This window comes from Sedimentisphaera cyanobacteriorum (assembly GCF_001997385.1).
GTDB lineage: Bacteria > Planctomycetota > Phycisphaerae > Sedimentisphaerales > Sedimentisphaeraceae > Sedimentisphaera > Sedimentisphaera cyanobacteriorum.
This window is the reverse complement of record NZ_CP019633.1, coordinates 1,316,927-1,343,334: the sequence shown is the minus strand read 5'-3', so window position 1 is coordinate 1,343,334 and position 26,408 is coordinate 1,316,927. Positions and strand designations below refer to the sequence as shown.

The 26,408-nt window shown below is 48.0% G+C and carries 18 protein-coding genes and 1 pseudogene; 9 read left to right on the top strand and 10 right to left on the bottom strand.

Features of this window, described 5'->3' with window-relative positions; translation table 11 throughout:
• Window positions 1-118 precede the first annotated feature (118 nt).
• Window positions 119-394 carry a hypothetical protein gene (locus tag L21SP3_RS05250; protein ID WP_077539781.1) on the top strand — a complete coding sequence of 92 codons (276 nt, stop codon included), beginning with the start codon at window positions 119-121 and terminating at the stop codon, window positions 392-394.
• A gap of 237 nt (window positions 395-631) precedes the next feature.
• Here L21SP3_RS05250 and L21SP3_RS05245 read toward each other — a convergent pair whose 3' ends face one another.
• The 3 genes from L21SP3_RS05245 to L21SP3_RS05235 all read right to left on the bottom strand — a co-directional run bounded on the left by L21SP3_RS05245 (window position 632) and on the right by L21SP3_RS05235 (window position 5,588).
• Window positions 632-1,330 carry a type II secretion system protein gene (locus tag L21SP3_RS05245; protein ID WP_077539779.1) on the bottom strand — a complete coding sequence of 233 codons (699 nt, stop codon included), beginning with the start codon at window positions 1,328-1,330 and terminating at the stop codon, window positions 632-634.
• 95 nt (window positions 1,331-1,425) lie between these two features.
• Window positions 1,426-4,668 carry a transcription-repair coupling factor gene (gene mfd, locus L21SP3_RS05240; RefSeq protein ID WP_077539777.1) on the bottom strand — a complete coding sequence of 1,081 codons (3,243 nt, stop codon included), beginning with the start codon at window positions 4,666-4,668 and terminating at the stop codon, window positions 1,426-1,428.
• Window positions 4,669-4,727: 59 nt separating this feature from the next.
• Window positions 4,728-5,588 (bottom strand): CPBP family intramembrane glutamic endopeptidase, encoded by an 861-nt coding sequence (locus L21SP3_RS05235; RefSeq protein ID WP_077539775.1) that lies wholly within the window; start codon window positions 5,586-5,588, stop codon window positions 4,728-4,730.
• A 263-nt stretch (window positions 5,589-5,851) separates the two neighbouring features.
• Between L21SP3_RS05235 and gyrA the strand changes: the two genes are divergently transcribed.
• Window positions 5,852-8,422, top strand: a complete 2,571-nt coding sequence (gyrA, locus tag L21SP3_RS05230; protein ID WP_077539773.1) for a DNA gyrase subunit A — start codon at window positions 5,852-5,854, stop codon at window positions 8,420-8,422.
• Between the two features lie 164 nt (window positions 8,423-8,586).
• Here the strand turns inward: gyrA and L21SP3_RS12120 are convergent, their stop codons facing one another.
• The 5 genes from L21SP3_RS12120 to nrdR all read right to left on the bottom strand — a co-directional run bounded on the left by L21SP3_RS12120 (window position 8,587) and on the right by nrdR (window position 13,457).
• Window positions 8,587-10,113, bottom strand: coding sequence for an SGNH/GDSL hydrolase family protein (locus L21SP3_RS12120; RefSeq protein WP_227806821.1), 1,527 nt, complete (start codon window positions 10,111-10,113; stop codon window positions 8,587-8,589).
• A 135-nt stretch (window positions 10,114-10,248) separates the two neighbouring features.
• Window positions 10,249-11,280 (bottom strand): tRNA (adenosine(37)-N6)-threonylcarbamoyltransferase complex transferase subunit TsaD, encoded by a 1,032-nt coding sequence (gene tsaD / locus L21SP3_RS05220; protein ID WP_077539772.1) that lies wholly within the window; start codon window positions 11,278-11,280, stop codon window positions 10,249-10,251.
• Window positions 11,273-12,082 (bottom strand): twin-arginine translocase subunit TatC, encoded by an 810-nt coding sequence (tatC, locus tag L21SP3_RS05215; protein WP_077539770.1) that lies wholly within the window; start codon window positions 12,080-12,082, stop codon window positions 11,273-11,275. The genes tsaD and tatC overlap by 8 nt, the downstream gene beginning before the upstream one ends.
• A 24-nt stretch (window positions 12,083-12,106) precedes the next feature.
• The gene (locus tag L21SP3_RS05210) at window positions 12,107-12,967 is read right to left on the bottom strand and encodes an aminotransferase class IV (protein ID WP_077539769.1); all 861 of its coding nucleotides are present in this window, start codon (window positions 12,965-12,967) and stop codon (window positions 12,107-12,109) included.
• Window positions 12,918-13,457: a transcriptional regulator NrdR gene (nrdR, locus tag L21SP3_RS05205; RefSeq protein WP_077539767.1), complete on the bottom strand. Its 540-nt coding sequence runs from the start codon at window positions 13,455-13,457 to the stop codon at window positions 12,918-12,920. Before nrdR ends, L21SP3_RS05210 begins: the two co-directional genes overlap by 50 nt.
• A 449-nt stretch (window positions 13,458-13,906) precedes the next feature.
• Here nrdR and L21SP3_RS05195 point away from each other — a divergent pair.
• The 5 genes from L21SP3_RS05195 (at window position 13,907) to panC (ending at window position 18,763) form a co-directional block, all read left to right on the top strand.
• Window positions 13,907-15,051, top strand: a protein-coding gene (locus L21SP3_RS05195) for an IS3 family transposase (protein ID WP_390612107.1) whose coding sequence is annotated in 2 segments (ribosomal slippage) — window positions 13,907-14,168 and window positions 14,168-15,051 — 1,146 coding nt in all. Because the reading frame shifts where the segments join, the coding sequence is not laid out codon by codon here.
• Between the two features lie 171 nt (window positions 15,052-15,222).
• Entirely contained in the window at window positions 15,223-16,347 is a 1,125-nt protein-coding gene (locus L21SP3_RS05190) for a galactokinase (RefSeq protein WP_118084519.1), read from the top strand.
• A 213-nt stretch (window positions 16,348-16,560) separates the two neighbouring features.
• Window positions 16,561-16,812, top strand: a complete 252-nt coding sequence (locus tag L21SP3_RS05185) for a hypothetical protein (RefSeq protein WP_077539764.1) — start codon at window positions 16,561-16,563, stop codon at window positions 16,810-16,812.
• A gap of 26 nt (window positions 16,813-16,838) precedes the next feature.
• Complete coding sequence (gene folK / locus L21SP3_RS05180; protein ID WP_077539763.1) at window positions 16,839-17,918, top strand: 2-amino-4-hydroxy-6-hydroxymethyldihydropteridine diphosphokinase; 1,080 nt, start codon at window positions 16,839-16,841, stop codon at window positions 17,916-17,918.
• Window positions 17,915-18,763, top strand: coding sequence for a pantoate--beta-alanine ligase (gene panC, locus L21SP3_RS05175; protein ID WP_077539762.1), 849 nt, complete (start codon window positions 17,915-17,917; stop codon window positions 18,761-18,763). Before folK ends, panC begins: the two co-directional genes overlap by 4 nt.
• 15 nt (window positions 18,764-18,778) lie before the next feature.
• Here the strand turns inward: panC and purL are convergent, their stop codons facing one another.
• Together purL and L21SP3_RS05165 are read right to left on the bottom strand one after the other, a co-directional pair.
• A complete protein-coding gene (gene purL, locus L21SP3_RS05170; protein WP_227806820.1) occupies window positions 18,779-21,652 on the bottom strand; it encodes a phosphoribosylformylglycinamidine synthase subunit PurL in 2,874 nt (957 codons plus the stop codon).
• 418 nt (window positions 21,653-22,070) lie between these two features.
• A complete protein-coding gene (locus tag L21SP3_RS05165) occupies window positions 22,071-24,188 on the bottom strand; it encodes a glutamine synthetase III family protein (protein WP_077539760.1) in 2,118 nt (705 codons plus the stop codon).
• Window positions 24,189-24,617: 429 nt separating this feature from the next.
• Between L21SP3_RS05165 and L21SP3_RS05160 the strand changes: the two are divergent.
• Window positions 24,618-25,913, top strand: a pseudogene (locus L21SP3_RS05160) (sigma 54-interacting transcriptional regulator); the annotation flags it as partial.
• An 83-nt stretch (window positions 25,914-25,996) separates the two neighbouring features.
• Window positions 25,997-26,149: a helix-turn-helix domain-containing protein gene (locus tag L21SP3_RS12365; protein WP_390612113.1), complete on the top strand. Its 153-nt coding sequence runs from the start codon at window positions 25,997-25,999 to the stop codon at window positions 26,147-26,149.
• Window positions 26,150-26,408 lie beyond the last annotated feature (259 nt).

The window sequence follows — 26,408 nt, the reverse complement described above, 5'->3', positions numbered from 1 at the left end:
TGTTCCATTGAATTAAATGCAGAAAGAATAATCTTTTTCCCTTGAACCGAAAATCCATTATGGTATATTTCGAATATCGTTTTTGTAAAGATAAGTTTTGCACATATAAGGAAGCAGGATGAAAAAACAAATCTCAAGAGTATCAGTTTTTCAGAGCAGCAGGGTGGTATCGCTTTTGTATTTCTTCTTCGGCCTTCCGCCCGCTGTTGCAGGTTTATTTCTCGTTCTATTTACTGAGAATCCGGAGAACAGGATTCCGGGAATAGTTTTTCTGCTTATGCCCGTTATTTTATCTGTCATGGGGTTTGTTTTTCTCTCAATTATGATTGCAATATACAATTTCCTCGCCTCAAAGGTTGGGGGAATAGAATTCGAAACCTCAGAGGCAGAATAGATATGCTTGATACACTCACCCGCGCATTCGCCAGCGGCATTTTAATGGATGTAAAGCGTTATAATATAACACTTTATAAGAAAATGTTTTTTGCCCTTAAGAACTTGCTGGTTTTCAGCAAATATATTTATCGCGCAGATAATCTTGTCTAACAGTCCTTAGTGAATATTAGAGCTGCTTAACGGGCGGAAATTACAGAGCCGCAAAATTGAAGCAAAAAAGCCTGGAAAACTAATCCTATTTGCTGGCACCTCTGTAATCGATGCCTTTAATTCCGTTTTTCGTAACGTTCGGATCGGGCAGGCTGTCGTTTGCCGTTTCGAGTTCTTCTGCCTTGAGGAAATCCACGTGGGTATCGGCGAAGAGGAAATTTCTCGCCCCTTTCCAGCACCACCATCCCCCGTCCTCGCCGTTTTCGACCTGCTCGTGATTGCTGTACCATTCGCCGAACATAATCTTCTGCGACGGGTGCGATGCGCTGCCCGTCTTCTGCGGAACCGCCTTGAGCTCACCTGTCCAAGTGCCGGCAACGCTGGAGATGGAATTGATCTGCTCAGGACTGTGGTAGAAGCTCATTGAGTATGCGTAGCTTGTGGCTTCGTATTTATTTTCTGCTGTGCGGTCTCCCGGGCAGGATAGCACGCTCGTTCTGCCTTCCTGATTGTCGAGATACGGCTTTACGTAATCCCTGAAGCCTCGCCCCATCCAGAGCCACACTCCGGAAGGCAGGGGATCTCCGCCTGCCATATATTCAAGCCCGTTGTCCTGCGTGTACATTTCAGAGCCAGCGGCTATCTGCCTGAGGCTGCTGCTGCATACGGTTCGTTTTGCAACATCCCTCGCCTCAGCGAGAGCCGGAATCAGAAAGCTCATCAGCAGGGCGATAATGCTTATTACCACAAGAAGCTCTATTAAAGTGAAGCCTTTTCTGCGCATATTGTAAAAGTCCGGTTTAATTTTGTTTTGTTCTTTTGTTTCACAAAAACTGAGCGGCGTATCGTATAAAAACCCCGTGCAGTGTCAAACAAAATTCAGCAGACGAAGATTTTTCTTAGAAATGAGAGCACTGTGGGCGGTTCGAAGTGATTTTTGCTCAGCCGCACGTGGACAGTTTTCTTGTCAACCGCTGTAACCCTGCGTGAGGTTCTGCTGAAGATGTCGGCTGCTTTGGAATCCTCTGCCTGCGGGCTGAACGAAAAGACAAGGTCTTTCCCCTCAGCCCTGATTCTTTCAATCAGGTTTTCAGAAGCCCTGAGCTTTATTTTCGCTAGGTCTATCAGCCATACAACCTGCTCAGGAAGAGCTCCGAAAAGGTCTTTGAGCTCCTTTTCGAGAAGTTTGAGGTCTTCAAGCGTTTCAGCTTCAGCGGCCTTTCGGTATGCCCCGAGCCTCTGCTTGTCTGAAGGGATGTAGTTTTTGGGGATGTGTGCGGTGAATCCAAGGTCGAGCGAAGTTTCGGGTTTGGGTAGGGTATGGTCGCCTTTCAGCTGCTTTACTGCATTCTTGAGCATTTGGCAGTACAGCTCATAGCCTACTGTGTCGATATGCCCGGACTGCTCCGCACCGAGGATATTTCCCGCGCCTCTTATCTCCAGATCGCGCAGTGCAATCTTAAAACCCGCCCCGAGCTCAGAATACTCCTCAATCGCCTTAAGCCTTCTCGCAGCAACGGGGGTGATTGGTCTGTCCGGCGGGATAAGCAGCTCTGCTCTTGCTTTTCGTTTGAACCTGCCTACCCTTCCTCGGAGCTGATGGAGCTGGGCGAGGCCGAAGCGGTCTGCATTGTTTATCACAATAGTATTTGCGTTTGGAATATCAATGCCTGATTCAATTATGGTGCTGCATACAAGGATATCGATTTTCTTCATTGCAAAATCGAGCATTGCCTTTTCGAGTTTCTTTTTGTGCATCTGTCCGTGCGCTGCAGCGATATTCGAATCGGGGAAGAGCTCGCGGAGGTGGTTTGCTGTTTTGTCTATTGTTTTCACGATATTATGCAAAAAGAATACCTGCCCCTCCCTTGCAAGCTCCCTTGATATAATCTGCTTTATGAGGGAGCTGTCGTAGCGGTGGATTGATGTTGCCACGCTCCTTCTGTCCAGCGGGGGCGTTGAGAGCGTGCTGATATCCCGCAGCCCCATAAGAGACATATGCAGAGTGCGAGGTATAGGCGTTGCCGAGAGCGAGAGGATGTCAACGTTCACTTTCAGCTTCTTGAGCTTTTCCTTGTGCTCAACGCCGAACCTCTGCTCCTCATCGATAATAAGAAGCCCGAGATCGGCAAAGGCTATATCATTCGATAAAAGCCTGTGAGTGCCGATGAGGATATCTATTCTGCCTGCTCTGGATTCAGCGATGATCTCTTTTGCCCGTCCGGGAGATACAAACCTGTTCAGCACCTCTATTCGAACAGGATATCCGGCAAACCTGTTTCGGAAAGTGTTTGCATGCTGAAGAGTTAAGATGGTGGTTGGGGCGAGCAGGGCAGTTTGCTTGCCTGAAAGCACGGCCTTAAACGCCCCGCGCATAGCGATCTCTGTTTTTCCGTAGCCTACATCCCCGCACAGCAGCCTCTCCATCGGCTTTGCTGTTTGCATATCGGCCTTTATCTGCTCTATAGCTTTGATCTGATCGGCCGTTTCCTGATAGGGGAATGCATCTTCAAACTCCCTTTGCCAGTCGCAGTCTTGCGAGAATGCAAATCCGCCGGCCTCTTTGCGTTTTGCCTGAAGCTCAAGCATTTCAGAGGCCATATCCATAACAGCATCGTAGGCCTTCTTCTTCTGGTTGAACCAGCGTTTGCCTCCGAGCCTGCTCAGCGAAGGCTTCATACCGCCAGAGCCGATATATTTGTGTACGAGGCTGATATTTTCCACAGGCACGAATATCTTTGCATCATCAGCGAATTCGAGAATCATATGCTCCCTTGGACAGTCATTCTGCTCGATGATTTTTGTGCCGCGGTAGATTGCGATGCCGTTTGTTATATGCACTACGAAGTCGCCCGAGGTTAGATCGGAGAGTGAATGCACGCCCGCAGAACTGCGGATCCTCGCTGCGCGTCTGCGAACAAATTCGCGAGCGAAAATTTCATGATGGCCTATTACGATAAGCCCTTCCTGCCTGCTGGAGAATCCCTCGCGAACATAGCCAATATTTATTTGCAGATTCTCCGGTACAAAGTTTCGCTGAGATAAGATAAGCTGCTTTGTTCGTTTGATTTGACCCGCTGATTCGCAGTAAAGCAGAACCTGCTCGCCGCTTTCGGCCTTTTCGCAGAGCTTTGCGAGGGCCTGCTGGCTCTTCTCAAGGGCAGAACCTGCCTCAGTTTTGTATTTTTCTATGCTCTCAGCGCATAGCTGGATGTGGTTTTCTTCACCGCCTGCTGAACCGAACCTGCTGACTTCAATCAGCCTTAGCCTTGATGCAGCTTTGTAGATTTCGCTGAAGGTGAAGTATTTTCCGCTGCCTTCTGCCCTGCTCAAATATGCCTGAAGAACCTCACCTGCCTCGGCCGGTTCTGCAAAGATAATCACCGCCTCCTCGCTGATAAGGTCAAACACGCTCAGCCCGCCCTCAGGCATAGGCTGAATGCGTGAATAGATTTCCGCTTTCTGGATCTCACCCTCGGATGTTTGGTTATCCAGATTGATGTATCGGATTGTTTCCACCTCATCGCCGAAAAACTCAATCCGGACAGGCCTTGTTTTCTCTGAGTGCCCCTGAGTGTCTGTAATTCCGGCAGCAGGCGGGTAGATATCGAGTATTCCGCCACGTTTGGCAAATTCGCCCGGTGCATCTACCGCCTCGCAGGGCTCATAGCCTTGGTCTGCGAGCCAGCTTGCGGCAAGTTCAGGTTCTATTGATTTCCCGCAGGCAATCGAAAGGGCATCTTTCTCAAGCCCTTCAGGGTCTGGAAGGGGCTGGGACAATGCCTGAACAGAAGCGCACATAACATCGCCTCCTGAAAGCTCTGGGATTTTCGCAGCTGCCTTTAGACGCTCCGCTGCTGTTTCGCCCACCGAATCGCTCAAGTCCTGCTCGCCTTCCCAAGCAGGCAGATACAGAGGACGCCTTGAACTGAATGAATGTATCTCATCGGCAGCGCAGTCTGAATCCTCTATGTGCGGGTGCACAATCAGAATCGCTCGGCTGAGCCTTTCAGAAAGCCTTGAGGCCAGCCAAGACGGATAAGCTCCCCAGCTGCCCGTACATACAATCCGTCCCGTGCCTGAGCTGAGGGCTTCAATGATTTTCTCTTCGCAGGAATTCATATTAACCTTAAAGGAATAATATAACCATAATGAAAATTTGCGAAAGAGTTTTAAAAAGTTTAACCGCCTGTCAGCCTGTATAAATCCCCCGCCAGAAGACTCATAGCAAGGCTTATGAAATTGAACATCGAATGCAGGAGAATGCAGACCGTAAGGGATCGCTTCTTCTCATAGGCATATCCAAGCACCAGCGAGAAAAGCATCAATGAAGGCCAGTGCGTCCAAACGCCTGCCCCGTGAACCACGGCAAAAATCGCAGATGTAATCACAATCGGCAGTCCCCGCCTTCCTGTGGCGGAATTGAGCCCGCTCTGAACAAGGCCGCGGAAAATCGTTTCCTCAACAAACGGAGCCACCAACACTATATTCACGCCCGCTGCGATGCTTGCGAGAAGGAAGCTGCCGTCTTGCCTTTTTGCAAGAAGATCATCTATAAAGGGATGGTTCTGAGGCTGAAAATCATCGCTTAGAAGACCCAAAAGGCGAGTGGTGAGAATCACGCTAAGCGAGATAAAAGGGTAAACGGTGAGTATAAACTTGCCGGCAGATTTAAAATTGCTTCCAAAATTCCGAAAACTTAAACCCAATGAAGAAATGCCCTCAAAATGGAATGAACGGAAATACATCTCAAGGAAGACTATTGTGATTATCCCGGCAGAGGCCATCCCTATCTGCTGAGGCAGCATTGTATCGGACATAATTGTTTTGAGACCTTCGGAAAATGCCGAAGCGAGGATGATATAGCTGCCGGCGGCCAGCAGAACCGAACCAAGCGGCTGAGTTCTGTGCCAAGGGGGCATTCTGCGCAGAGCGCCAGCGCCCAAACCGGTATTAAATGCCCATTTAATGCCTGCAAAACCCGCTGCTGCAAGCCAGATTATATATATATATCCAAGTAGTAAATTAGCTGCTGAGACCATTTATTTTTGTCTTTCTATTTTTCCCCGCTGATTATATACACTCCCCCACCAGTTTAACAGTATAAACTTTGCCAAGCCGAAAAGCTTATGCCGGTTTTTACTTTTGCCTGCACTGAAATCCTTTTACGTTTTGAAGGCTTATAAATTTTGACTCCGCCGCATTTTTAAGTATAATTTAAGCTCTTATTTTATTCAGAAATCAATGGTAGGGGCTTGCTGCCGAAATACGATGCGAGCCCTAATTTACGGAGCAGTTTAATCCGATGACAGACGAGATAAATAGGCCTGAATTTGAAGAAATCATCGAGGGAAAATCAATCCTTGATGAGATGAAGCATTCATATCTGAATTATTCGATGAGCGTGATAGTATCGCGTGCTCTCCCTGATGTTCGAGACGGGCTCAAACCCTCTCAAAGGCGTATCTTAGTTGCGATGAACGACCTCAACCTCGGTCCGCGCGGCAAGCACAGGAAATGCGCTAAGATTGCCGGCGATACCAGCGGTAACTACCATCCTCACGGCGAGGCGGTCGTATATCCTACGCTCGTTCGTATGGGGCAGGGCTGGAGTATGCGTTATATGCTCGTTGACCCGCAGGGTAACTTCGGCAGCATAGACGGCGACCCCCCAGCTGCAATGCGTTACACCGAAGCGCGAATGCACGCCGCTGCGACAGATATGCTTGAAGACCTCAACAAAGAGACCGTTGACTTCGTGCAGAACTACGATGAGACCAGAACCGAGCCTGTGGTTCTGCCGTCCAAATTCCCGAATCTGCTTGTAAACGGCTCCACGGGAATTGCTGTTGGTATGGCCACGAATATGGCCCCGCACAACATCACAGAAGTGGGCAGGGCGATAATAAAGCTCATAGACAACCCCGAAAGCAAAATCCTCGAGCTTATGGAAGAGCTGCCCGGTCCGGATTTTCCCACAGGCGGAATAATCTGCGGCAAGAAGGGCATTATGGATGCCTACACCAACGGACGCGGTCATGTGCGTGTTCGCTGCCGGTATGATGTTGAAGAAACAAAGACCGGCAAGAGCAAAATTATCATAACAGAGATCCCCTATATGGTTGTGAAAACCAATGTGGTATCGAAAATTGCAGACTGCGTTCACAGCGGGCTTCTGCCCGAGGTGGCAGATGTTAATGATGAATCCGACAGAAAGGGGCTGAGAATTGTTGTTGACACCAAGAAGGACGCAGAGCCGGAAGTTGTTATAAACAAGCTCTTCAAATACACCCAGCTCCAGACAACCTTCGCTATAAACAACGTTGTGCTCGTGAACAACCGCCCCATGACGCTCAATATGCGTCAACTGATGCAGGAATACCTCGACCACCGCAAGGACGTAATACGAAGAAGAACCCAGTTCCTGCTTAGAAAATCACGCAACAGGGCTCATATCCTCGAAGGGCTGATTCTTGCAGTAAGCGATATCGATGAGATAATCGAGCTTATTAAGAGCTCTCCGGATGTGCCTACAGCAAAGCTGAATCTTATGAACAAGCCGCTCAAGCTCGTTGAGTCTGCAACGCTCAAGAGGCTTCTGCCTGAAGATTTCCTCGCCGAGGCTGAACAGGGCGAGAAATACCTCACCGGACCGCAGGCTGATGCTATTCTCGGTATGCAGCTTCAAAAGCTTACAGGCCTTGAGATTGAGAAGCTCGCAAATGAGTATGCAAAGCTTGCCGAGCAGATAAAGCATTACGAAAAGATCCTCGCAGACGAGAAAATCGTGTTTTCCATGATTCGCGAAGATCTCTCTGAGATGGTGGAAAAATACGGCGACAAAAGACGCACCGAAATCACCGAAGCGGTAGAAGATTTCGACATCGAAGACCTTATCCAGGAAGAGAAGGTTGTGGTAACGGTAAGTCATGAAGGGTACGTTAAGCGTATGCCGATAGACACCTATCGCAAGCAGGGCAGAGGCGGACGCGGAATTATCGGGTCAGACAGCAAAGACGACGACTTCATCGAAAGGCTCTTTATCGCCAGCACTCACGATTACCTTATGGTGTTTACCGATAACGGCCGCTGCTACTGGCTAAAGGTTTATCAGATTCCAAGCCTCTCGAGACAGAGCAAGGGCAGAAGCATTGCTAACCTGTTAGAGCTGGGCGATTCACGGATTATGTCTATTATAAACGTCCGCGAGTTCGACCGGCGCAACCTGATTTTCGCTACGCGCAAAGGTATTGTTAAGAAAACCGTCCTTGAAGCTTACGGAAATGTTCGGGCTAACGGGGTTAATGCTATCAAGCTCGATGAAGACGATGATCTTATAAGTGTTGCCATTACAAGCGGCAGCGATGAAATTCTCCTTGCCACCAGAAGCGGAATGAGCATAAGGTTCAGCGAGGAAGATGTTCGCCAGATGGGGCGCACAGCTCGAGGCGTTAAGGGCATTAAGCTCAAGGGCGAAGACAGGGTTGTAGGGATGATTATTCTCGAAGCCGGAAGCTCAATACTCACTATATGCGAAAACGGCTTCGGCAAACGTACAGCCCTGAGCGAATACCGCTTGCAGTCCCGCGGCGGCACTGGCATCATCAATATCAAACAGTCCGAAAGAAACGGGAAGGTTGTGGCTGTGATGGCTGTAGCTGATGAAGACGATATTATGATGATAACAAGAAACGGAATTATCATAAGAACCGGCCTTGAAGAGGTTCGGGAAATCGGCAGAAATACAGCAGGCGTGAGGCTGATTAAGCTCGGCAAAGACGATCAGGTGGTATCAACTGCCAGAATTGTAAAAGAGCAGGAAGCTGAAGCTGAAGTGGAAGCAGCTGAAGAAGCCGAAGATGCTGGAGAAGATTGAATTTCGGCTTGAATCCACCGATTTAGTTAGGCTAAAACCAGAATAAATTCAGAAAGCCCGCTGATGATTTTTCAGCGGGCTTTTTAGAAGCAATGTCAGCAGTATTAGAGGCAAATCTTAAAATAACGGTCTGTCAACAGCGCATGGGAATGATATTCTCGGGCTTAAAACCACTCCATTATCTCTTCTGCCGCTATCTGATGCGCTTTTTCATTTGGATGATTATAGCCGTTTGATAACAGCTCCTTGTTGTTCACACCTTCAGCGAGAACATTGTCGAAAGCTTTAAGCAAATCTGCAAGGCCGATATTGTACTCTGCTGCAAGCTCTCGTATCTGAGAGGCGTGCTGATTAAGCGGTTCGCTGCTTTTGCCGGGGGTATGTTTAATATCTATCGTCGGGGTGAGAAGTATAACTTTAATATCCTCAGCAAGAGCCTTCCGGATCATTTCTTCCCAGGCGGCCTTGGATTTTTTCAGACCGGCAGACCTGTCATTAAGGGCATAATCAATGAACAGAACATCCGGTCTGTGGCAAAGCACATCTCCCTCAAACCGCTTTACTCCCTCCACGGCCTTTTCGCCTCCGATTGAAGTGGTTATAACATTCACCACCGCATAAGGGTACTTTTCTTTGAGCATTTTGAAGAATAATCTTGGATAGGATTTAAAAGGCCTAACATTCGGCGTGTCAAAGTATCCGCTGGGTACGCTGTGTCCGTGAAAAACAAGGTTTACGGTTCTGTTGTCCGGCCATTTTTTTCGCAGCTCGGTTCGTATATTATTAAAGTAGTCTGCAGGGTTTGCCGGCTGTTCTTTGCCCTTAGCATCGATTAAATAAAGAGCCGCTCCCATTCCTGTATTAGCATACTCGCTGTTTTTCTCAGCCGGAACGTTTCGGAGTTTGTTTTCTATGCAGTTGTACGCTGCGGGCACTAAAATCAGCTCATCGCTGTTGTAGTATTCAGGCTGGAGTGAATCTTTAAGGTCTTTCTCAAACTGCATAATCGCATTGATATATCTGCGATCTTTTGCAGGGGGCGCTTCCCTTCCGGGCGGGATAAGAAGGAAGATTTTTTTGTTGTGGTCAACAGCCCACTCAACAGCCTCCGCTATATTTTCCAGTTTGGTTTGCCCGGGGTGGTGCCCGCTTCTCTGTTTGTATTTCTGCACAGAGAACTCATAGCATATCCCGTCTAGCAGTTTGAGCTCCTGAGCGAACCTTTTTTCCTTAAACACACGGAAATTTGTGATCAGCTTGTAATCAGGGTAAAGCTCTCTGTATTTTCTGATCTGTTCTTTTGAGATGGTGCTTCCGTATCGAGATTCGTCATAGGTCATACACCACTGCTCTTTGAATCCGTTTCGCCTGCCCGCATCGATAACAGGTGCAGCGCCCTTTTTGCTGTGTACTTTGTGATTCTTTCTTCCCTTGCCCCAGTGGAACTCGCCGAGATAGAAATCCCGCGTTTTGATGTTTGAGAGCACCTTATCCTGCTGGTCTTTGCTGAGCGTACGCGTCCATGCGTCAAACCCCCAAACGCCGTCCGCTCTCTGCGCAACCTGCTGCCAGCCTTCGGGGTTTATAAGCTCCTTTGCGCAGTGGGAATGGCCGAGATGAAGAAAAACCTGATACGCAGAAACCTGCATTGCTGCAAAAAATAACACTGCTGCCGTAATTCGATAATTCATATCCCGCTTTCATTTTAAAGTTAGATAAAGATTATTAACAGTCCGAAGGGGCGTTTTCCGAAGCTTCATTCCAGTATTCCAGTATAACGTTTTTACTTGAATTTAAGCGGAAAACCTATTTTAATTGCCATAAATTCATGCGGAGGAGCTAGCTTCAAGGTCTAAGCCTGCGAAGAGGCCTGCATTGTATTTATGCCATGCCAGCGAGCCGATCATAACGGCATTATCCGTGCAGTATTTCATCGGGGCTATGAGCAGGCGGATACCTCTTTTCTCGCATTTCTGTTTCATTTGCTCTCTGAGGATCTTATTCGCAGCTACGCCTCCTCCGAGCAGAACAGTTCCGGAATTCTGGATTTCTGCTGCGAGCATAGTTTTCTTCACGAGCACATCCACGACCGCCTGCTGGAACGAGGCAGCGATATCGGCAATTTCCTTCTCGCTCATATCGCTAACCAGGGAGCTGCCTTTCATATTCTGTCCCTTGCAGTGGTACAGCACGGCAGTTTTAATCCCGCTGAATGAAAAATCCAGAGAATCCTTTCCCAGCATAGAACGCGGAAACTGAATCGCTTTAGGGTTTCCTTTTTCCGCTGCTTTCTGAATGCTCGGGCCTCCCGGATATGGGAGGTTCAAAATCTGAGCTACCTTATCAAACGCCTCGCCTGCTGCATCATCTATCGTAGAGCCTGCAAGCTCAAGCTCGAGGGCGGATTTGCAGCTGTAGATGCTGGTATGCCCGCCTGAAACCACAAGAGCAGTTGCGGGAAGAGCGATATCCTCCGCCTCTATCATTGCAGACTGCAGGTGTGCGTGTATGTGATTTATGCTGATAAGCGGTATGTCCAGCATAAAGGCGAGGGTTTTCGCTGCAGTAACGCCTACAATCAGCGCTACCGAAAGCCCGGGACAGTTCGCCACAGCCACAGCATCGAGATCGGAAAGCTCAATGCCCGCATCCTGCACCGTCTTGTCCACTACCGGATATATCCTCTCAATATGGGCTCTCGATGCAATCTCCGGAACAACCCCGCCGTAATGTTTATGCAGATCGGCCTGAGAGGAAACCACGCTCGAGAGAACATTTTTTTCCCCTCGAAGAACTGCGGCAGCTGTCTCATCGCAGCTTGTTTCAATAGCGAGTATTAGAGTTTTCTGATTATTCATCTTTCTCTGCTGATTCAGTTTCTTTTTTCTTAGAATCGCGTTTGAGCATAGCACATACTATGATCGTTCCCTCATAGAGCACGTATAGCGGAGCTGCGAGCGAGAGCATCGAAACAGGGTCTGGAGGTGTTGCCCCGGCAGCTGCTACAAACAGCCCGAGGAATACGAATTTCCTGCCCTTTCTGAGCTTTTCAACCGTTACAAGCCCGAGCTTTTCTGCAAAGAATATCACAATCGGAAGCTGAAAAGCTATTCCGAAAGCAAGCGTCAGGGCGAGCATAAAATCCACGTAATGGTCTAATGTGAGGTTTGTCTCCACGTAATCTACTCCAACATCGAATCCTATGAAGAATTTCAGTGCAAGGGGAGCTATTACTGTTAGGAAGAATGTGGCACCGCCCACAAACAAAGCAGCACTGGCCGGCGTTACTATATATACGAATTTCGTTTCGTTTTTATAAAGCCCGGGGGCGATAAACTTCCATATTTGGTAAAACACCCACGGGGCAGTGAAGATAAGGCCGAAGATAAGCGATGTTTTCAGGTACATCAGGAATTTTTCTGCCGGCTTGATAGCCTGCATATGCGGCGTACCGCCGGTGAGTTTTACCGCATCTGCATACGGTTCGACGACGATCCCGAAAAGGAATTTGCCGAATATCAGGGCTATAATAAAGCCGACAATAAGCCCTGCAATTGCAAGAAAAAGCCTTAGCCTGAGCTCCTCGAGGTGATCTCCGAGGCTCATAGACTTCATCTTCCCATCTTCTTTGTTTATATCCTTGTTTTCGGTTTCGGCCATAAAATTTTATTCCCGATTATGCTCTCAGCAGGGCTTGAGAGCGTTTTTCTTTACAATTTCTGCGAAGCTTTCCTGCAGGCTTTTTGTAATCCTGCCTACTTTTCCCCCGCTGACCGGCCTGCCGTCGAAATCAGTTATTCCCACTATATCTTTCGTGGTAACGGCGAGGAAAAGTTCGTCTGCCTTTGCAGCCTGAAGCGGGTTCAGCGTTTTCTCTGCAAATTCAATCCCGCAGTTTTCAACTGCCCTTCGCACAAACATTCTGCTTATGCTCGGGAGTATTTTATTGCTAAGCGGCCTTGTTACAACCATTCTGTTGAAAACAGCAAAAAATGCTGAGCTCGCCCCTTCTGTAATATCGCCTCTTCTGTCTTTCAAGATTGCCTCAAAGCAGTCTTTGTCGCGGGCAAATTTTTTGGCCATTGCGTTCGGAAGAAGGTTCAGGGATTTGATATCGCATCTCTTCCATCTGAGGTCTTCTGCAATGCAAACCTTCACCCCGTCTCTGTGCAGCTTTTCATAGCCCTCTATATGCGAGAACATCATAAATATATTCGGCTTTATCCCTTCAGGCCAGGCGTGAGACCTTGGGGCAGAGCCCCTTGTTATATGCAGGTATATGCAGCAGTTGTCAATGCCTGTTTCCTTGTATGCATCAATTATTTGAGCTCTGAGTGCTGGGATATCTACGCCTTTTATCCAAACTGCCCTCAGACTTCGATCCAGCCTTTCAAGATGCTCATCAAGAGCGAAAAGCCTGCCGCCGTAGGTTCGCATCACCTCGTAAACGCCGTCGCCGAAGAACAGGCCGCGGTCTAAGAATGAGCTGTCTAATTCACTGAGCGGGACTGTCCTGTCCTGAATCACTGCCAGTTCCATTGGCATTCTGCTCCTTGTTCTGCTGGTTTCTTTTACTGCTTTCTGACCTTTCCTGAAGGCCTTCTTCGTCGATAAAATCGCTCACATCATTAAACTGCCTGTAAACGCTTGCAAAGCGGATATATGCCACCTTGTCTATATCTTTAAGGTGGTCCATGATGCATTCGCCGATAAACTTCGATGAAACTTCTTTATCCGAATGCTGGAATATATCTTCCTCCACGCGGTCTGCAAGGAGTCTTACTTGGGGAGCAGCGATAGGCCTTTTATAGCAGGCCTTCTCGAGGCCTGAGATAATCTTCTCGCGGTCGTATGGCACGCGGGTATTATCTTTCTTGATAACGCTGAGCCCCATATCTTCGCTTATTTTTTCGTACGTAGTAAATCTCTTCCCGCAGCCGTGGCAAAGCCTGCGGCGACGGATTGTACGTCCTTCATCGGTAATGCGGGTGTCGACTACCCTGTCATCATCAACTTTACAAAAGGGGCAGAGCATTTAAGCGTTATCCTTAATTTAATACTATATATGACAATGCGACTATTATAAGCACTAAATATGCGTTGAGTCAAACGAAAAGGCGGAAAAATGGCATTTACTGATAAATTCGTTTCTTCATCTCTGAAATTTGCACCCGACCGCAGAAATCAGAGCAGAACGGAGCAAGCACACAGGTTCTCACTCTTGCAATGACGTTCGTTTAATAGACAATCCCTCTCAAAAAGACATTGTACTCTCAGTAAATCGGTGCTTTAAGCGTTTTAAGCAGGTTAAATTAGTATTATGTCGATAAAAACACGCTTTCTCAGCGGAGTGATTTCCAAAAATGAAGCGATTTGGCGGCGATTTGCAGCCGTCCATGTAGCTCTCCCATAGAATTGAACACTTTAAATTAGACGGTTCCTGAATAATATAAACCAACTCAAATATTTAGAAAGGAACTTAAAATGCGAAGATCGAGGTTTAGTGAAAGCCAGATACTTTCGATTCTCAAGGAGTCAGAAGCCGGTTTAGAGGTCAGTGATTTGACCAGGAAATACGGCATATCCCGTGCCACATTTTACAACTGGAAGAGCAAGTATTCTGGTATTGGCGGCAGTGAGATAAGGCGTTTACGCGAGTTAGAGCGAGAGAACGGCAAGCTCAAAAAGATGTATGCGGACTTATCATTAGAGAATAACGTTCTCAAGGATTTAATAGAAAAAAACTTCTAAAGCCTGCCGAGCGAAAGGATTTTGCCAGGCAGGCACATTCTAAGGGCTTATGCGTGCAATCATCTTGTAAAGCAGCAGGCATCAGCCGGGGCAGTTTTTACTATACTCCTTCAAGAAACGATGATGCTGAGGTAAAAAGACAGATAGAGCTGGTAATAGATTCCCGTCCTCGACGCGGATTTCCAAAGATATTCGACAGTATCCGCCGCAAGGGATATAGCTGGAATCACAAAAAGGTTTATCGTGTTTATAAGGAAAATGAATTTCAGCTTAACAACCGTAAAAAGAATTTGATAAGGCAAATAGAGCGTAAACCTATGCCAGAAGCTACGAGAGCTAATGAGATATGGAGTATTGATTTTATGAGCGATAGTTTGAGTAATGGTCGGCCATTCAGGGCTTTCAACGTTATCGATGAGTTTAACCGTGAGGCATTGGATATTGAGATCGACACGAGCTTACCTTCGCTTCGCATAATTCGTAGCCTTGAATTAATAGGCTCTGATCGGGGTTTCCCCCGCTTTATTCGCAGCGATAATGGGCCGGAATTTAGGAGCCTTCAATTTCGCAGGTTCTGCTGCCGAAACAGAATCAGGCACCGCCGTATAGAAGCAGGCAAGCCTCAGCAAAACAGTTTTATTGAACGATTCAATCGGAGTTATCGAGAGGATATACTTGATATGTACAGTTTTAAGAATTTATCAGAAGCTCGTAATTTAACTTTAGATTGGCTTATAGAATATAATTATGAGCGTGGGCACGAATCACTGGGAGGGAAAGCTCCTGTAGAGTATGTCCGCAGTTTTTTGCCTTTCACCCCTCAAAATAATTCTGAAGGGGCAAAAGGAAAAAACTGCTGTTTGAAGGAATTTGTCTAATTATTACTGTTCAAAGACAGGGGAGAGGCACATCCATGATTAAGCTTTTTGCTTGCTGAAATAAGCTAAGTAATTATACTCAAGCTTCTTGAGATTCTTTGGAAGCACACGGTCTTTATAAACTTAGACAAATTGAAACGTATCTCTTTTGAAAACTAACGAGGTGAAATTATGGATTTATCCCGGCAGGATAAGCAGGTAGTCGAACAACTCAACGAAATGGCCAAGCAGCAGGGGCTTGATATCAGCGGCGGCAAAGTTCGTCGCAGCTCTTCGCGTTTCTGTCTCGGCGTGGAGCACGGTGATTACAACGGTACCGAGCTTTTCGGTGTTGGCACAGACCGATTTATCTGGATGGCCTATAAACCAAACGGAACGAAAAAATTTCGTCTTTTCAGCGGAAATTTCCCTGAAGACGGCATAGTAGAATTCGAAATCGGCAGTGTACCCAGCCCGTATTCAGTTCGTGATTCTTGGAGCAGATTCCCCTACGGAGCAGATTATATGCTCAAACAGAAGGGCTATCAGCTCAAGGAAGGCTTTGATGCAGTGATCTACGGGAATATCCCGGGCGGGGGTATGAGCCGGTCTGCTTCGCTTGCCCTGAATCTAATCCTCTCAATGTGCGATGCGAGCGGGGTTGAGATTGAAAATCAGCTCGACGTGATCGATATAGCAGTTGGCATAGAAAATGAGTATATCGGCTCGCCCTGCGGAGAACTCGACCAAATTATGATTCTTTTCGCTAAAGAGGGCATGGGTACGCACTACAACCCCGCAGACAGGTCTATCAGCTATGTCCCGATGGGCGGGGATACCGACGAATTCAGGATTGTAGGGCTCGATACCGGAACTGTACGTCCCGGGCTCGAGAAATCCACCTACAAGATCAGGCGTGCTGAATGCGAGGAGCTTGTAGAGAAGGCTCAGGAAGCGGGCTTTGAGATAAGCTGCCTTGCGGACATAAAGGATGAGGCTCTTTTCAATCGAATTTACAATCATTTCATCGTAACAGACCCGGAGCTTGTTCAGAGGCTGGTGTATATATACAACGCCCAGAAGAGGTTCTATCAGATGCTCAACGCATGGAGAGAAGGCGATATCGAAACTGTCGGCAAAATCTTCCGTGAAGACGGTATCGGGCTGCGGGATGATTATGTAATCTCCGGCCCGAGCTTGAAACGATGTGCGATACAGTTAGAACCGTTGACGGCGTTCTCGGTGAGAGGATGCTCGGCGGAGGCGATAAAGGCGCAGCGGGCGCGCTGGCAAGGGCGGAAGCCGTTGATGATTTGAAAAAGGCCGTAAACAACGGATACCCAAGAAGCCATCCGGACTTTGCTGATAAGTATGCAGTGCATGTGTGCAAAGTGGTAGATGGTATAAAGGTGTTTGAAGGCGCTCTTTAATAAAGCAAAGCCAAAACCGACATTATTAAAAAAATTGTATGCAGGGCCTCGCTGTAAGGGGCTCTGCATTTTTAAGTAAGATAAAAAAAGGAATAGAAAAATGAAGCAAGAATCCAAGGTTAAAAATCTCCTTATCGGGTTTGCCCTCGGTATAGGGCTTGCGGTATGTATGGGGCAGGCGGTTGCCCCGCGAGAGGGTACTTATCAAATTTCTTCGGGCGGAGCAGATTCGGTTTTTATTTTAGACACACGCAGCGGCCAGATTTGGCAGAGAACAGACTCGGACATAACCGATTTCGGAACGCCTAATAAGCCTAAATCTGAAGAGAAGAACGTTATAAAAACCCAGTAAAAATGGATTAAGCAGCGTAGAGACCTATGGAAAATACGGTTTATATATCTCTTGGCAGCAATCTCGGGGATAAACAGGGCAATATACGCAAAAGCCTTGAGAAGATTGGGGAAAGCCCGCACTGCAAGCTTGAGAAAACAAGCCGTATAATAGAAAATTCGCCCCTCTCCAGCTCTAATCAGCCCGACTACTGCAACTGCGCTGCCAAAATTTCCACCAGCCTTGCCCCTGCCAAACTTCTGGAGAAGCTCCAGAAAATCGAAGATTCTCTCGGCAGAGAGAGGGAATATAAATGGAGCTCGAGGACAATCGATCTGGACATAATATACTTCAACGGAGAAGTGATAGACGCCCCCGAGCTTCAAGTTCCCCATCCGCAGATGCACCTTAGAAGCTTTGTTCTATGTCCGCTTGCCCAGATAGCCCCATCAGTCAAACATCCCGTTTTAAAGTATAGCACCTTAGAAATGCTTGAGATTGTGCGGGGCAGGAGCTTTTTCAACGAAAATCACAATCCGCGCCTTGTATGCATTGCAGGGACTATCGGAGCAGGGAAAACAACGCTTGCAAAGATGCTTTCTGCAAAGCTCGAAACAGAGCTTCTGCTCGAAGATTATCAGAACAACCCGTTCCTGCCGTTTGTGTATCAGGGCAGGGAAGACCTCGCTCTGAACAGCGAGCTGTACTTCCTGGATAGATCGCTCCAGCAGCTCAGACGCACCAGCCTGCGGCCGGATAAGATATACATCACAGACTTCCTGCCCGAGAAATCGCTTATCTTTCCGAAATTCTGGCTGAATCAGGAGGAAAGGCTCATCTTCTACGAGCAGTTCGAACGCGCCGCGATAAATTTCTGGCCAGCCTGCCTCATTCTGCACATAAAATGCCCGCCGGAGATTTACCTTCAGAGAATAGAACAAAGGCAAAGGAAAATCGAATCACGCCTTCCCGAAGATTTGGTTTACAGGCTAAGCGAAGAGTATTGCAGGCTCATTAGAAACTGGAAAAAATCGCCCGTTCTCGAGATAAACAGCGGGTATGCTGATTTCAGGGATCAAAACACGATATCTGACATAGCAGAGAAAGTGAGGTATTATCTGAAATGAAAAAGGCTGAAACAAAAAGTGAGATTCGCCGGATAGTTTCCAGCGTTAAGGCTGATGGAAAATCCGTTGGTCTTGTACCCACGATGGGAGCCCTGCACGAAGGGCATCTCTCGCTGATCGAACGTGCCAGCTCAGATTGCGATTTCGTTGTTGTGAGCGTTTTTGTTAATCCAACGCAGTTCGGTCCGAATGAAGACCTCGAGAGCTACCCCCGCAATTTATCGGAAGACTTAAAACGAAGTGAAAAGGCGGGGGCTGATGCGGTGTTTGCTCCGTCTGCCGGCCAGATGTATCCCGAACCCCAGAAGGTTTGGGTGGATGTTGAAGGCCCGCTCACAGAAACGCTCTGCGGAGCAGCACGCCCGGGGCATTTCCGCGGCGTGGCTACTGTTTGCACGAAGCTTTTCAATATCGTTCAGCCGGACAGGGCATATTTCGGACAGAAGGACGCTCAGCAGCTAGCTGTGATAAGGGCTGCAGCTGCCCAGCTTGATATGCCGCTGGAGATTATCGGATGCCCGATTGTGCGTGAGGAAAGCGGGCTTGCAATGAGCAGCCGGAATGATTACCTCAGCGAAGACCAGCGAAAGCAGGCGGGAGTGCTTTATAAATCTCTGATGCTTTGCAGGGAACTTTTTAATTCAGGACAGCGCGATACTTCCCGTCTGAAAAGCAAAATTCGTGAAACCATCCAATCCTGCCCCTCAGCAGAAATAGACTATATCGAAATCGTGCGGAAAGACACCTTCCAGCCCGAAGAGAACATATCCGCAGAATCGCTAGCAGCAATAGCCGTGCGTATCGGCCCTGCAAGGCTGATAGATAATATAACGCTGAAGCCCTGAATTTAAGCTTGCCTCTCAGAAGGCCAGCGGGCTTTGCCAAGCCTTTTTGAGCGAGCCGATTGAGGCGTTTATCAGCTCATTATCACCGCCTGTAATCACTACCCGTTCATTATCGGTTACCCTGCCTATGCGAGAGAAAACGCAGCCGTCCAGAGCCCTTTCGAAGTCGGCAGTTTTATCCGCCTGCACTTCCACCACATACCGCGAATTCGATTCGCTGAAGAGCCTTGCCTCATTGCTGAGCTCTTCGGCGCATTTTACAAGCCCTGCATCACATTCTATTCCGAGCCCGCCTGCAAAGGCCATCTCAGCAGCAGCAGCGGCAAATCCGCCTTCCGAGCAGTCGTGCGCGCTTCGAACTAGGCCGGAAGATATAGCTGTATGCATTTTCTTTGCAGTTTTAAGGGCAGCAGCAGTATCCACTTTCGGCACGTTCGCCCCGAGTTTGCCGTTAATGCTGTAGTAATGTGAGCCGCCCAGTTCGTCGAATGTTTCGCCAACGAGGTAAACAGCATTGCCCGGCTTCTTGAGGTCCATCGTAATACATTCACGTACATCATCGACCTGCGTGAGAGCGCTTATCAGCAGTGTAGGAGGGATATTGATTTCTGTTCCGTCTTCGGTTTTGAATTCGTTGTTAAGTGAGTCTTTTCCTGAGATGAACGGAGCCTCAAAGCCCATTGCCCCGTCGTAGCAGGCCTGTGAAGCCCGCACGAGACCGCCGAGGATTTCCGGCTTCCGGCAGTTACCCCAGCAGTAGTTATCAAGCAGGGCGATTCTGTCCGGACGTCCGCCCACGCACACAACATTACGCACAGCCTCGTCGATGCCGGAAAGAGCCATCCAGTACGGGTCTATGTCGCCGTAGAGCGGGTTCATACCGCACGCAATAGCAACGCCCTTATCGCTCGCCTGCTTTGGGCGTATTACAGCTGCATCGGATGGGCCGTCTAACGCAACGCCCACCAGCGGCTTTATTACGCTTCCGCCCTGAACCTCGTGGTCGTACTGGCGGATAATCCATTCCTTGCTCGCAACGTTGTATGAACTGAGAATTTCTTTCAAATCCTCATTGTAATCAAATTTATTCTTCGGCTCAGGCTCGTCGAGTTTCGGAGTCTGCCATCTGGCTGTTCTTGAATACTGGGGGATGCCGTTATGCAAAAATTCCATCTCAAGCTCGCCCACCTGAGTGCCTCTGTAGTTTAGGGTAAGCTTTTTGTCGCTGGTAAAACGGCCTATCTGAATTGCCTCAACGTCTTCAGAGCGAAAGATTTCGAGGATCTTCTCGAGGTTCTCCGGCTTCACAGCAAGCACCATCCGCTCCTGCGCCTCGCTGATCCATATTTCTGTGTAGGATAGCCCCTTATACTTTAGCGGCACTCTCTCCAGCTCCACATTTACGCCGGTTTTCTCGCCCATCTCGCCTACAGCTGAGCTCAGCCCGCCTGCGCCGCAGTCTGTGATGGCATCATAGATGCCTGCATCTCTCGCCTTGAGGATTGTGTCCAGAGCCTTCTTTTCGGTTATCGCATCGCCAATCTGTACCGCATGAGAGAATATGTCTTCGTGTTCGTGGGTCATCTGTCCGCTGGAGAACGTGGCTCCGTGTATCCCGTCGCGGCCGGTTTTTCCGCCCACAACAACCACATAATCTCCCGGGCTCGCCTCCCCGAAGCACTTATCGCGGGGAATCAGCCCCACTGTCCCGCAGAAAACGAGAGGATTGGCCATATAACGCTGGTCGAAATACACTGCCCCGTTCACTGTTGGTATGCCCATACGGTTGCCGTAATCGCGAACCCCGCTCACAACGCCCTTCATCACTCGCCTTGGGTGCAGAGTGCCTTTCGGAACGTCTTCAAGCTTTGTATCGGGCTTCCCGAAGCAGAATACATCTGTGTTGGCAACGGGCTTTGCGCCGAGCCCCGTGCCCATGGGATCGCGGAGAACCCCGCCGATTCCTGTGGAAGCGCCGCCGTAGGGATCGAGGGCTGAGGGGTGGTTATGCGTTTCCACCTTGAAACATACAGCATCATCCTCATCGAACTCCACAACGCCTGCATTATCCTCGAATACCGAAACGCACCATTTTTTCGAGAGGTCTTTTGTGGCTTTGAATACTGTTTCCTTGATGAGATTGTCGAAATGAATCTTTTTGCCGTCGAAATCCATATCGATACTGCTCTTGAGGGTTTTATGGACGCAGTGCTCGCTCCAAGTTTGGGCGATTGTTTCCAGCTCTACGTCTGTTGGGTTGCGTCCGATACGCTGGTAGTACTGCTGAATCTCTTTCATTTCTTTCTCATCGAGAAAGAGATCCATTTCTTTGCTGAGCTTCATAAGCCCTTCTTCGCTGAGCGAGAGAAGCTCAATCTCAGTTTTTTTGAGCTGGTATTCATCGGTATGCGGGGAGGGGGGCTCAGAATCGCTGCCGAAGATTACCTCTTCGACACAGTCGTTGGCAAGAACCCTTCTTGTAATAACGTTTATGTCCTCGTCGCTGAGTGAGCCGGTGATAGCGTATTTCTTTGCCGTGCGCACGCTCGATGCCCTTGCTCCCATATCGGCAAGTGCAGCTGTTACAGAACCGGCCACCGAATCGGTAACACCGCTTTTGAGATGAACCTCCACGATCCTGCGGTTTTCGGTTTCCTTCTCGGTTCTCCTGCCCAAAAAGCAGTCTTCGCAGACAGTGTCGGTGAGCAGTTCATCTGCCACTCGTCCTGCAAACGCCTCATCAAAATCCGCCTCTATAAGGAATACCTTTGTGCACTCCACATTTTCAACGCCTTCTATGCCCAGCTCCCTGATCTCCTCGAGAACTGCCTTTCCGTGTACGTCCGGCCAGCCTATCTTGCTGGATATTTCAAAACGCCAAATACTCAATTCAGCTCCTTTTTCTATGCTTGGCTAATAATCCTAATCTGCTCAATAAATGAGTCTGCCGAAGTGGGTATTTTAACAAAAACTGCCATTTTAACCATATCAAAATCCTCAGCCCTGCAGGTGCGTTGGCAATAATATTTCCCCGCATCGCTTAACATTCAATAAAAATATGTGAAATCAGAGCAATGTTGTGATATAAAACTTTCAGAACGAACAAAAATTTGCGCAATCAGTCAATTATGCACCCACGTATGCTTATAGTACTTCTGCGGCGTACGGAATAAGTGGACAGTAGATTTTATTCCACCCAGATCTCAGCGATTGAGATATGAACCAGCCGCCGAAATTGTCGAAAAAAATGCCGGCGAGAATACCCGCCGGCTGATAAAATGTTTTAAGGTGATTTCTAAGATGCCGTTTATCTCTTAAATAGCATGTCAGCGTATGTAGGCAGAGGCCAAATCTGTGCATCCACCATTCCTTCAATTTTGTCTGCCGCCTCTCTTAAGGCTGTCATCGCAGGGATTACCTTATCTCTGTAGCATTTAGCAGATTCTGCAGGTTCTTCTATGTTTTTCGCCTCTCCGCAGGCATTTTCAAGCTGCGAGATAGCGTTTGACAGATCGCTGATAGTTTCGTTGAGTTCCACGAGAAGTTTTTTCTGAGATGCCGGCTCTATACCTGCAGAGCTTACGGTATTCACAGATGATGCGACTTGGCTGGAATATTTAACGGCTGCCGGAAGGATCTCCCTCTTAGCCATATTCAAGGCAGCAAGCGCCTCGATATTCAGCAGACTGGCATACTGTTCATACAGAATCTCCTGCCTTGCGGAAAGCTCAGAGCTGTTGAGAACTTTTTGCCTTTCGAATACAGAAATATTCTTCTCCTTGTCGAGGCTCGCAAGAGCATCCACAGTGTTTTTCAGATTAGGCAGGCCTCTCTCTTCCGCCTCTTTCTCCCACTGGTCTGTATAATTATCGCCGTTAAATATTACCTTTTCATGCTCTACAGCAAACTCTTTGAGCATCTTCTGAACGTCTGAATTGAATGAATCAGAAGAGAATTCTTCTATTTTCTCAGCCATCTCTTCGAGTACATCGGCCACTATTGTATTGAGTACAAAGTTCGGGCCTGAAAGGGACATAATCGAACCCGGCATACGGAATTCAAAGCGGTTTCCGGTGAATGCGAATGGCGAGGTTCTGTTTCTGTCTGTGCAGTCCTGAGGCAGCTGGGGGAGAGTGGAAACCCCGAGCTTGAGCTGCCCCATCTCCTTGGATGAGCCCGGCCCGCCGGATTTTATCTGCTCGTATATTTCAGTAAGCTGTTCCCCGAGGAAGACGCTTATAATCGCAGGAGGGGCTTCATTCGCTCCAAGGCGGTGGTCATTTGATGCACTTGCTACTGATGTCCTCAGAAGGTCTGCATATTTGTCAACAGCTCTTATAACCGCAAAAAGGAACACGAGGAACTGCATATTTTCGTGAGGTGTATCGCCCGGATTGAGCAGATTCATCCCGTCATCTGTGCTCATAGACCAGTTGTTGTGCTTGCCCGAGCCGTTCAGGCCGGCGAAAGGCTTTTCGTGGAGAAGACATACAAAGCCGTGCTCTCTAGCCACACGCTTTAGCGTTTCCATAGTAAGCTGGTTGTGGTCAACTGCCACATTAACCGAGGCAAACACCGGAGCAATCTCATACTGAGCCGGAGACACCTCGTTATGCTGGGTTTTGGCGGTTATGCCGAGCTTCCACAGTTCGCGGTTTAGGCAGGCCATAAACGAGGCAACGCGTGATTCAATCTGACCGAAATAGTGGTCGTCGAGCTCCTGCCCCTTTGAGGGAGATTCGCCGAAAAGCGTGCACCCTGCAACAAGCAGATCGAGCCTTTTATCAACAAATTCCTTGTCAACGAGGAAGTATTCCTGCTCAGCGCCGAGAGTAGAATTAACTCTGCTGCTTGTTTTGTTGCCCAGGGCCTTTAAAACCCTTGTCGCCTGTTTGTCGATCGCTTCCATCGAACGCAGAAGAGGGGTTTTCTTATCAAGCACCTGACCTGTGTATGATATAAACGCACAGGGAATGAACATAGTTACATTATCGCCGTCTTTCTTGCAGAATACCGGGCTTGTGCAGTCCCAGGCGGTGTAGCCGCGGGCCTCGAATGTTGCCCTGAGCCCTCCGCTGGGAAAGCTTGAGGCATCCGGTTCGCCCTGAATCAGCTCTTTGCCGCTGAATTCCATAATGATTCTTCCCTCAGGCGTAGGGGAGATAAACGAATCATGCTTTTCCGCAGTCGCTCCGGTCATAGGCTGGAACCAGTGGCAGTAGTGTGTGGCACCAAGCTCCACTGCCCAGTCTTTCATCGCACTGGCAATAACATCCGCTACCTGCAAATCGAGCGGCTCGCCCAGTTCCACGGTTTTCTTGAATGCCTTGTAAACAGTCTTTGGAAGACGTTCACGCATTACCGCATCGTTGAACACATACGACCCGAACATCTCACTTAAAGGCTTCTTGGCATCTTTACTCATTTTTTACTGCTCCTGTAATTATTAAAATAAGTTTTTTTCTGTTTCTCTCCAGCAGAAACAACTGCTGTGCCAAACACGGCGAAAACCGCTGAAGCATATAAAAATCAGCAGGGAAAGAAACGCTCAATTCCCTCCCTCAGCGGGTTCGCAGCCCGGTTTGAATACAATACAGCAGAAAGAATTGACATAAACACATATCATTAAGGTGTTTACAAACAACCTTGCCGGACAGCTTAAAAATTGAATCTGTTTTTGAATTTTTATTATACATAAGCAGAGTATATATTAAAAGAGCTAAATTTGAATTTTTCATTAAAACAATAAACAAAAAAGTATTTTTTAATTGAACTAATTACATATTTGTATAGATTAGGTGATAAAGGCTTACTCAAAAACCCAATTGCAATTTCAATAAGTGAAGGAGCTTTTATGCCTTACAGACGGATTCACGAAACCGAGCTGCTCAGCCGTATAGCCCGAGCCCTTGCCGAATCGCTGGAACTCAAACGAACACTCGCAGGCGTGCTCGAGGCCCTTGAGGTGCATATGGCGCTTCAGATGGGAACTATAAATCTGCTCGATCCTGATTCTGAAACTATAAAAATAGCCGTCGCTCATAATATTGATTCAGAGCTGCAAAAGCAGATTGAATACCGAGAGGGTGAGGGGATAACAGGCATAGTTTATCAGTCAGGCGAGCCGGTGATTGTGCCTGATATCCAGAAGGACAAACGCTTCCTCGCCAAAGCGGGCGAGAGAAAACCTAAGGAAGACAAGAAGATGGCATTTATCTGCGTTCCGATAAAGGTTGAAGGCAAAACTGCCGGCGCGATGAGCGTTAGCAAGGAAACCAGCTCTGGAAAAAGCCTTCAAAACGACGCAAGAATCCTGAACGTTATAGCAACGATGGTTGGCCAGGCAGTTAAGATAAACGACCTCTACACAAAGGAGAAACGCGGCTGGCAGGAGGAAAACCTCAAGCTTCGTCAGCAGCTGAGAAACCGTTTCAAAATACACAATATGATAGGCTCGAGCAACGCTATGCAGGAGGTTTTCCGTCTCGTGGAGCAGGTTGCCCAAAGCAATGCTACTGTTATGATAAGGGGCGAGAGCGGGACAGGTAAAGACCTTATCGCCCACGCAATCCACTACAGCAGCCTCAGAGCAGATAAGCCGTTTATAAAGATAAATTGCACAGCCCTTCCTGAATCGCTTCTGGAGAGCGAGCTTTTCGGGCATGAAAAAGGGCGTTCACAGGCGCTTCAGACAGGAAAATCGGGCGCTTTGAACGGGCAAACGGAGGCACAATATTCCTCGATGAGATTGGCGATTTCTCGCTGAACCTTCAGGTGAAGCTCCTTCGGGCAATACAGTTCAAGGAGTTTGAGAGAGTTGGAGGGAACGAAACAATAAAGACAAACGTACGAATTGTAGTTGCAACAAACCGCAACCTCGAGGAAGATATCAAAAACGGCGTTTTCCGCGAAGACCTATACTACAGGATCAACGTTTTCCCAATCTTCCTTCCACCGCTCAGAGAACGCAAGGATGACATTATGCTCCTCGCAGACTACTTCCTTGAGAAATACAGCAAAGAAAACAGCAAAAACATCACACGCCTTTCCACCCCAGCTATCAATATGCTGACAAGCTACCACTGGCCCGGGAATATAAGGGAGCTGGAAAACTGCATTGAAAGGGCGGTCCTGCTCTGTAATGAAGAGGTGATTCGAAGTGAACACCTCCCCCCCTCGCTTCAGTTTGAAGAGGCCGCAGCTCATAAAACACCGGGGAGAACGCTGCCTGAGATGGTGGAAAATTTCGAAAGGGAGATGATAGTTGATGCCTTGAAGAAAAACAGAGGCCAGCAGAGAAAGGCAGCCCAGCAGCTCGGGCTTACAGAAAGGATGATGGGCTACAAAATCAAAAAATACAACATATACCCCAAGCAGATTGTCTAAGCTATGATGATTTCGGCGATAAATTTTTATAAGCTCTTGACAATGAAAAACTCGATCTTTAGACAGGATCGAAAGGATTTTTGGGCGGGGAATTTGTTTAAACTTTGTGGGATTGGTTTAAACCACTAAGGGAGCGAAGGACACGAAGATTTTTGTAAGATATTTTATAGCAATGATTTACATTCATAAAATTATCTGTGCGATCCGTGTCATCTGTGGATAATAAACTTTGATGCGGCATAAATCTGCGAGATTTTTT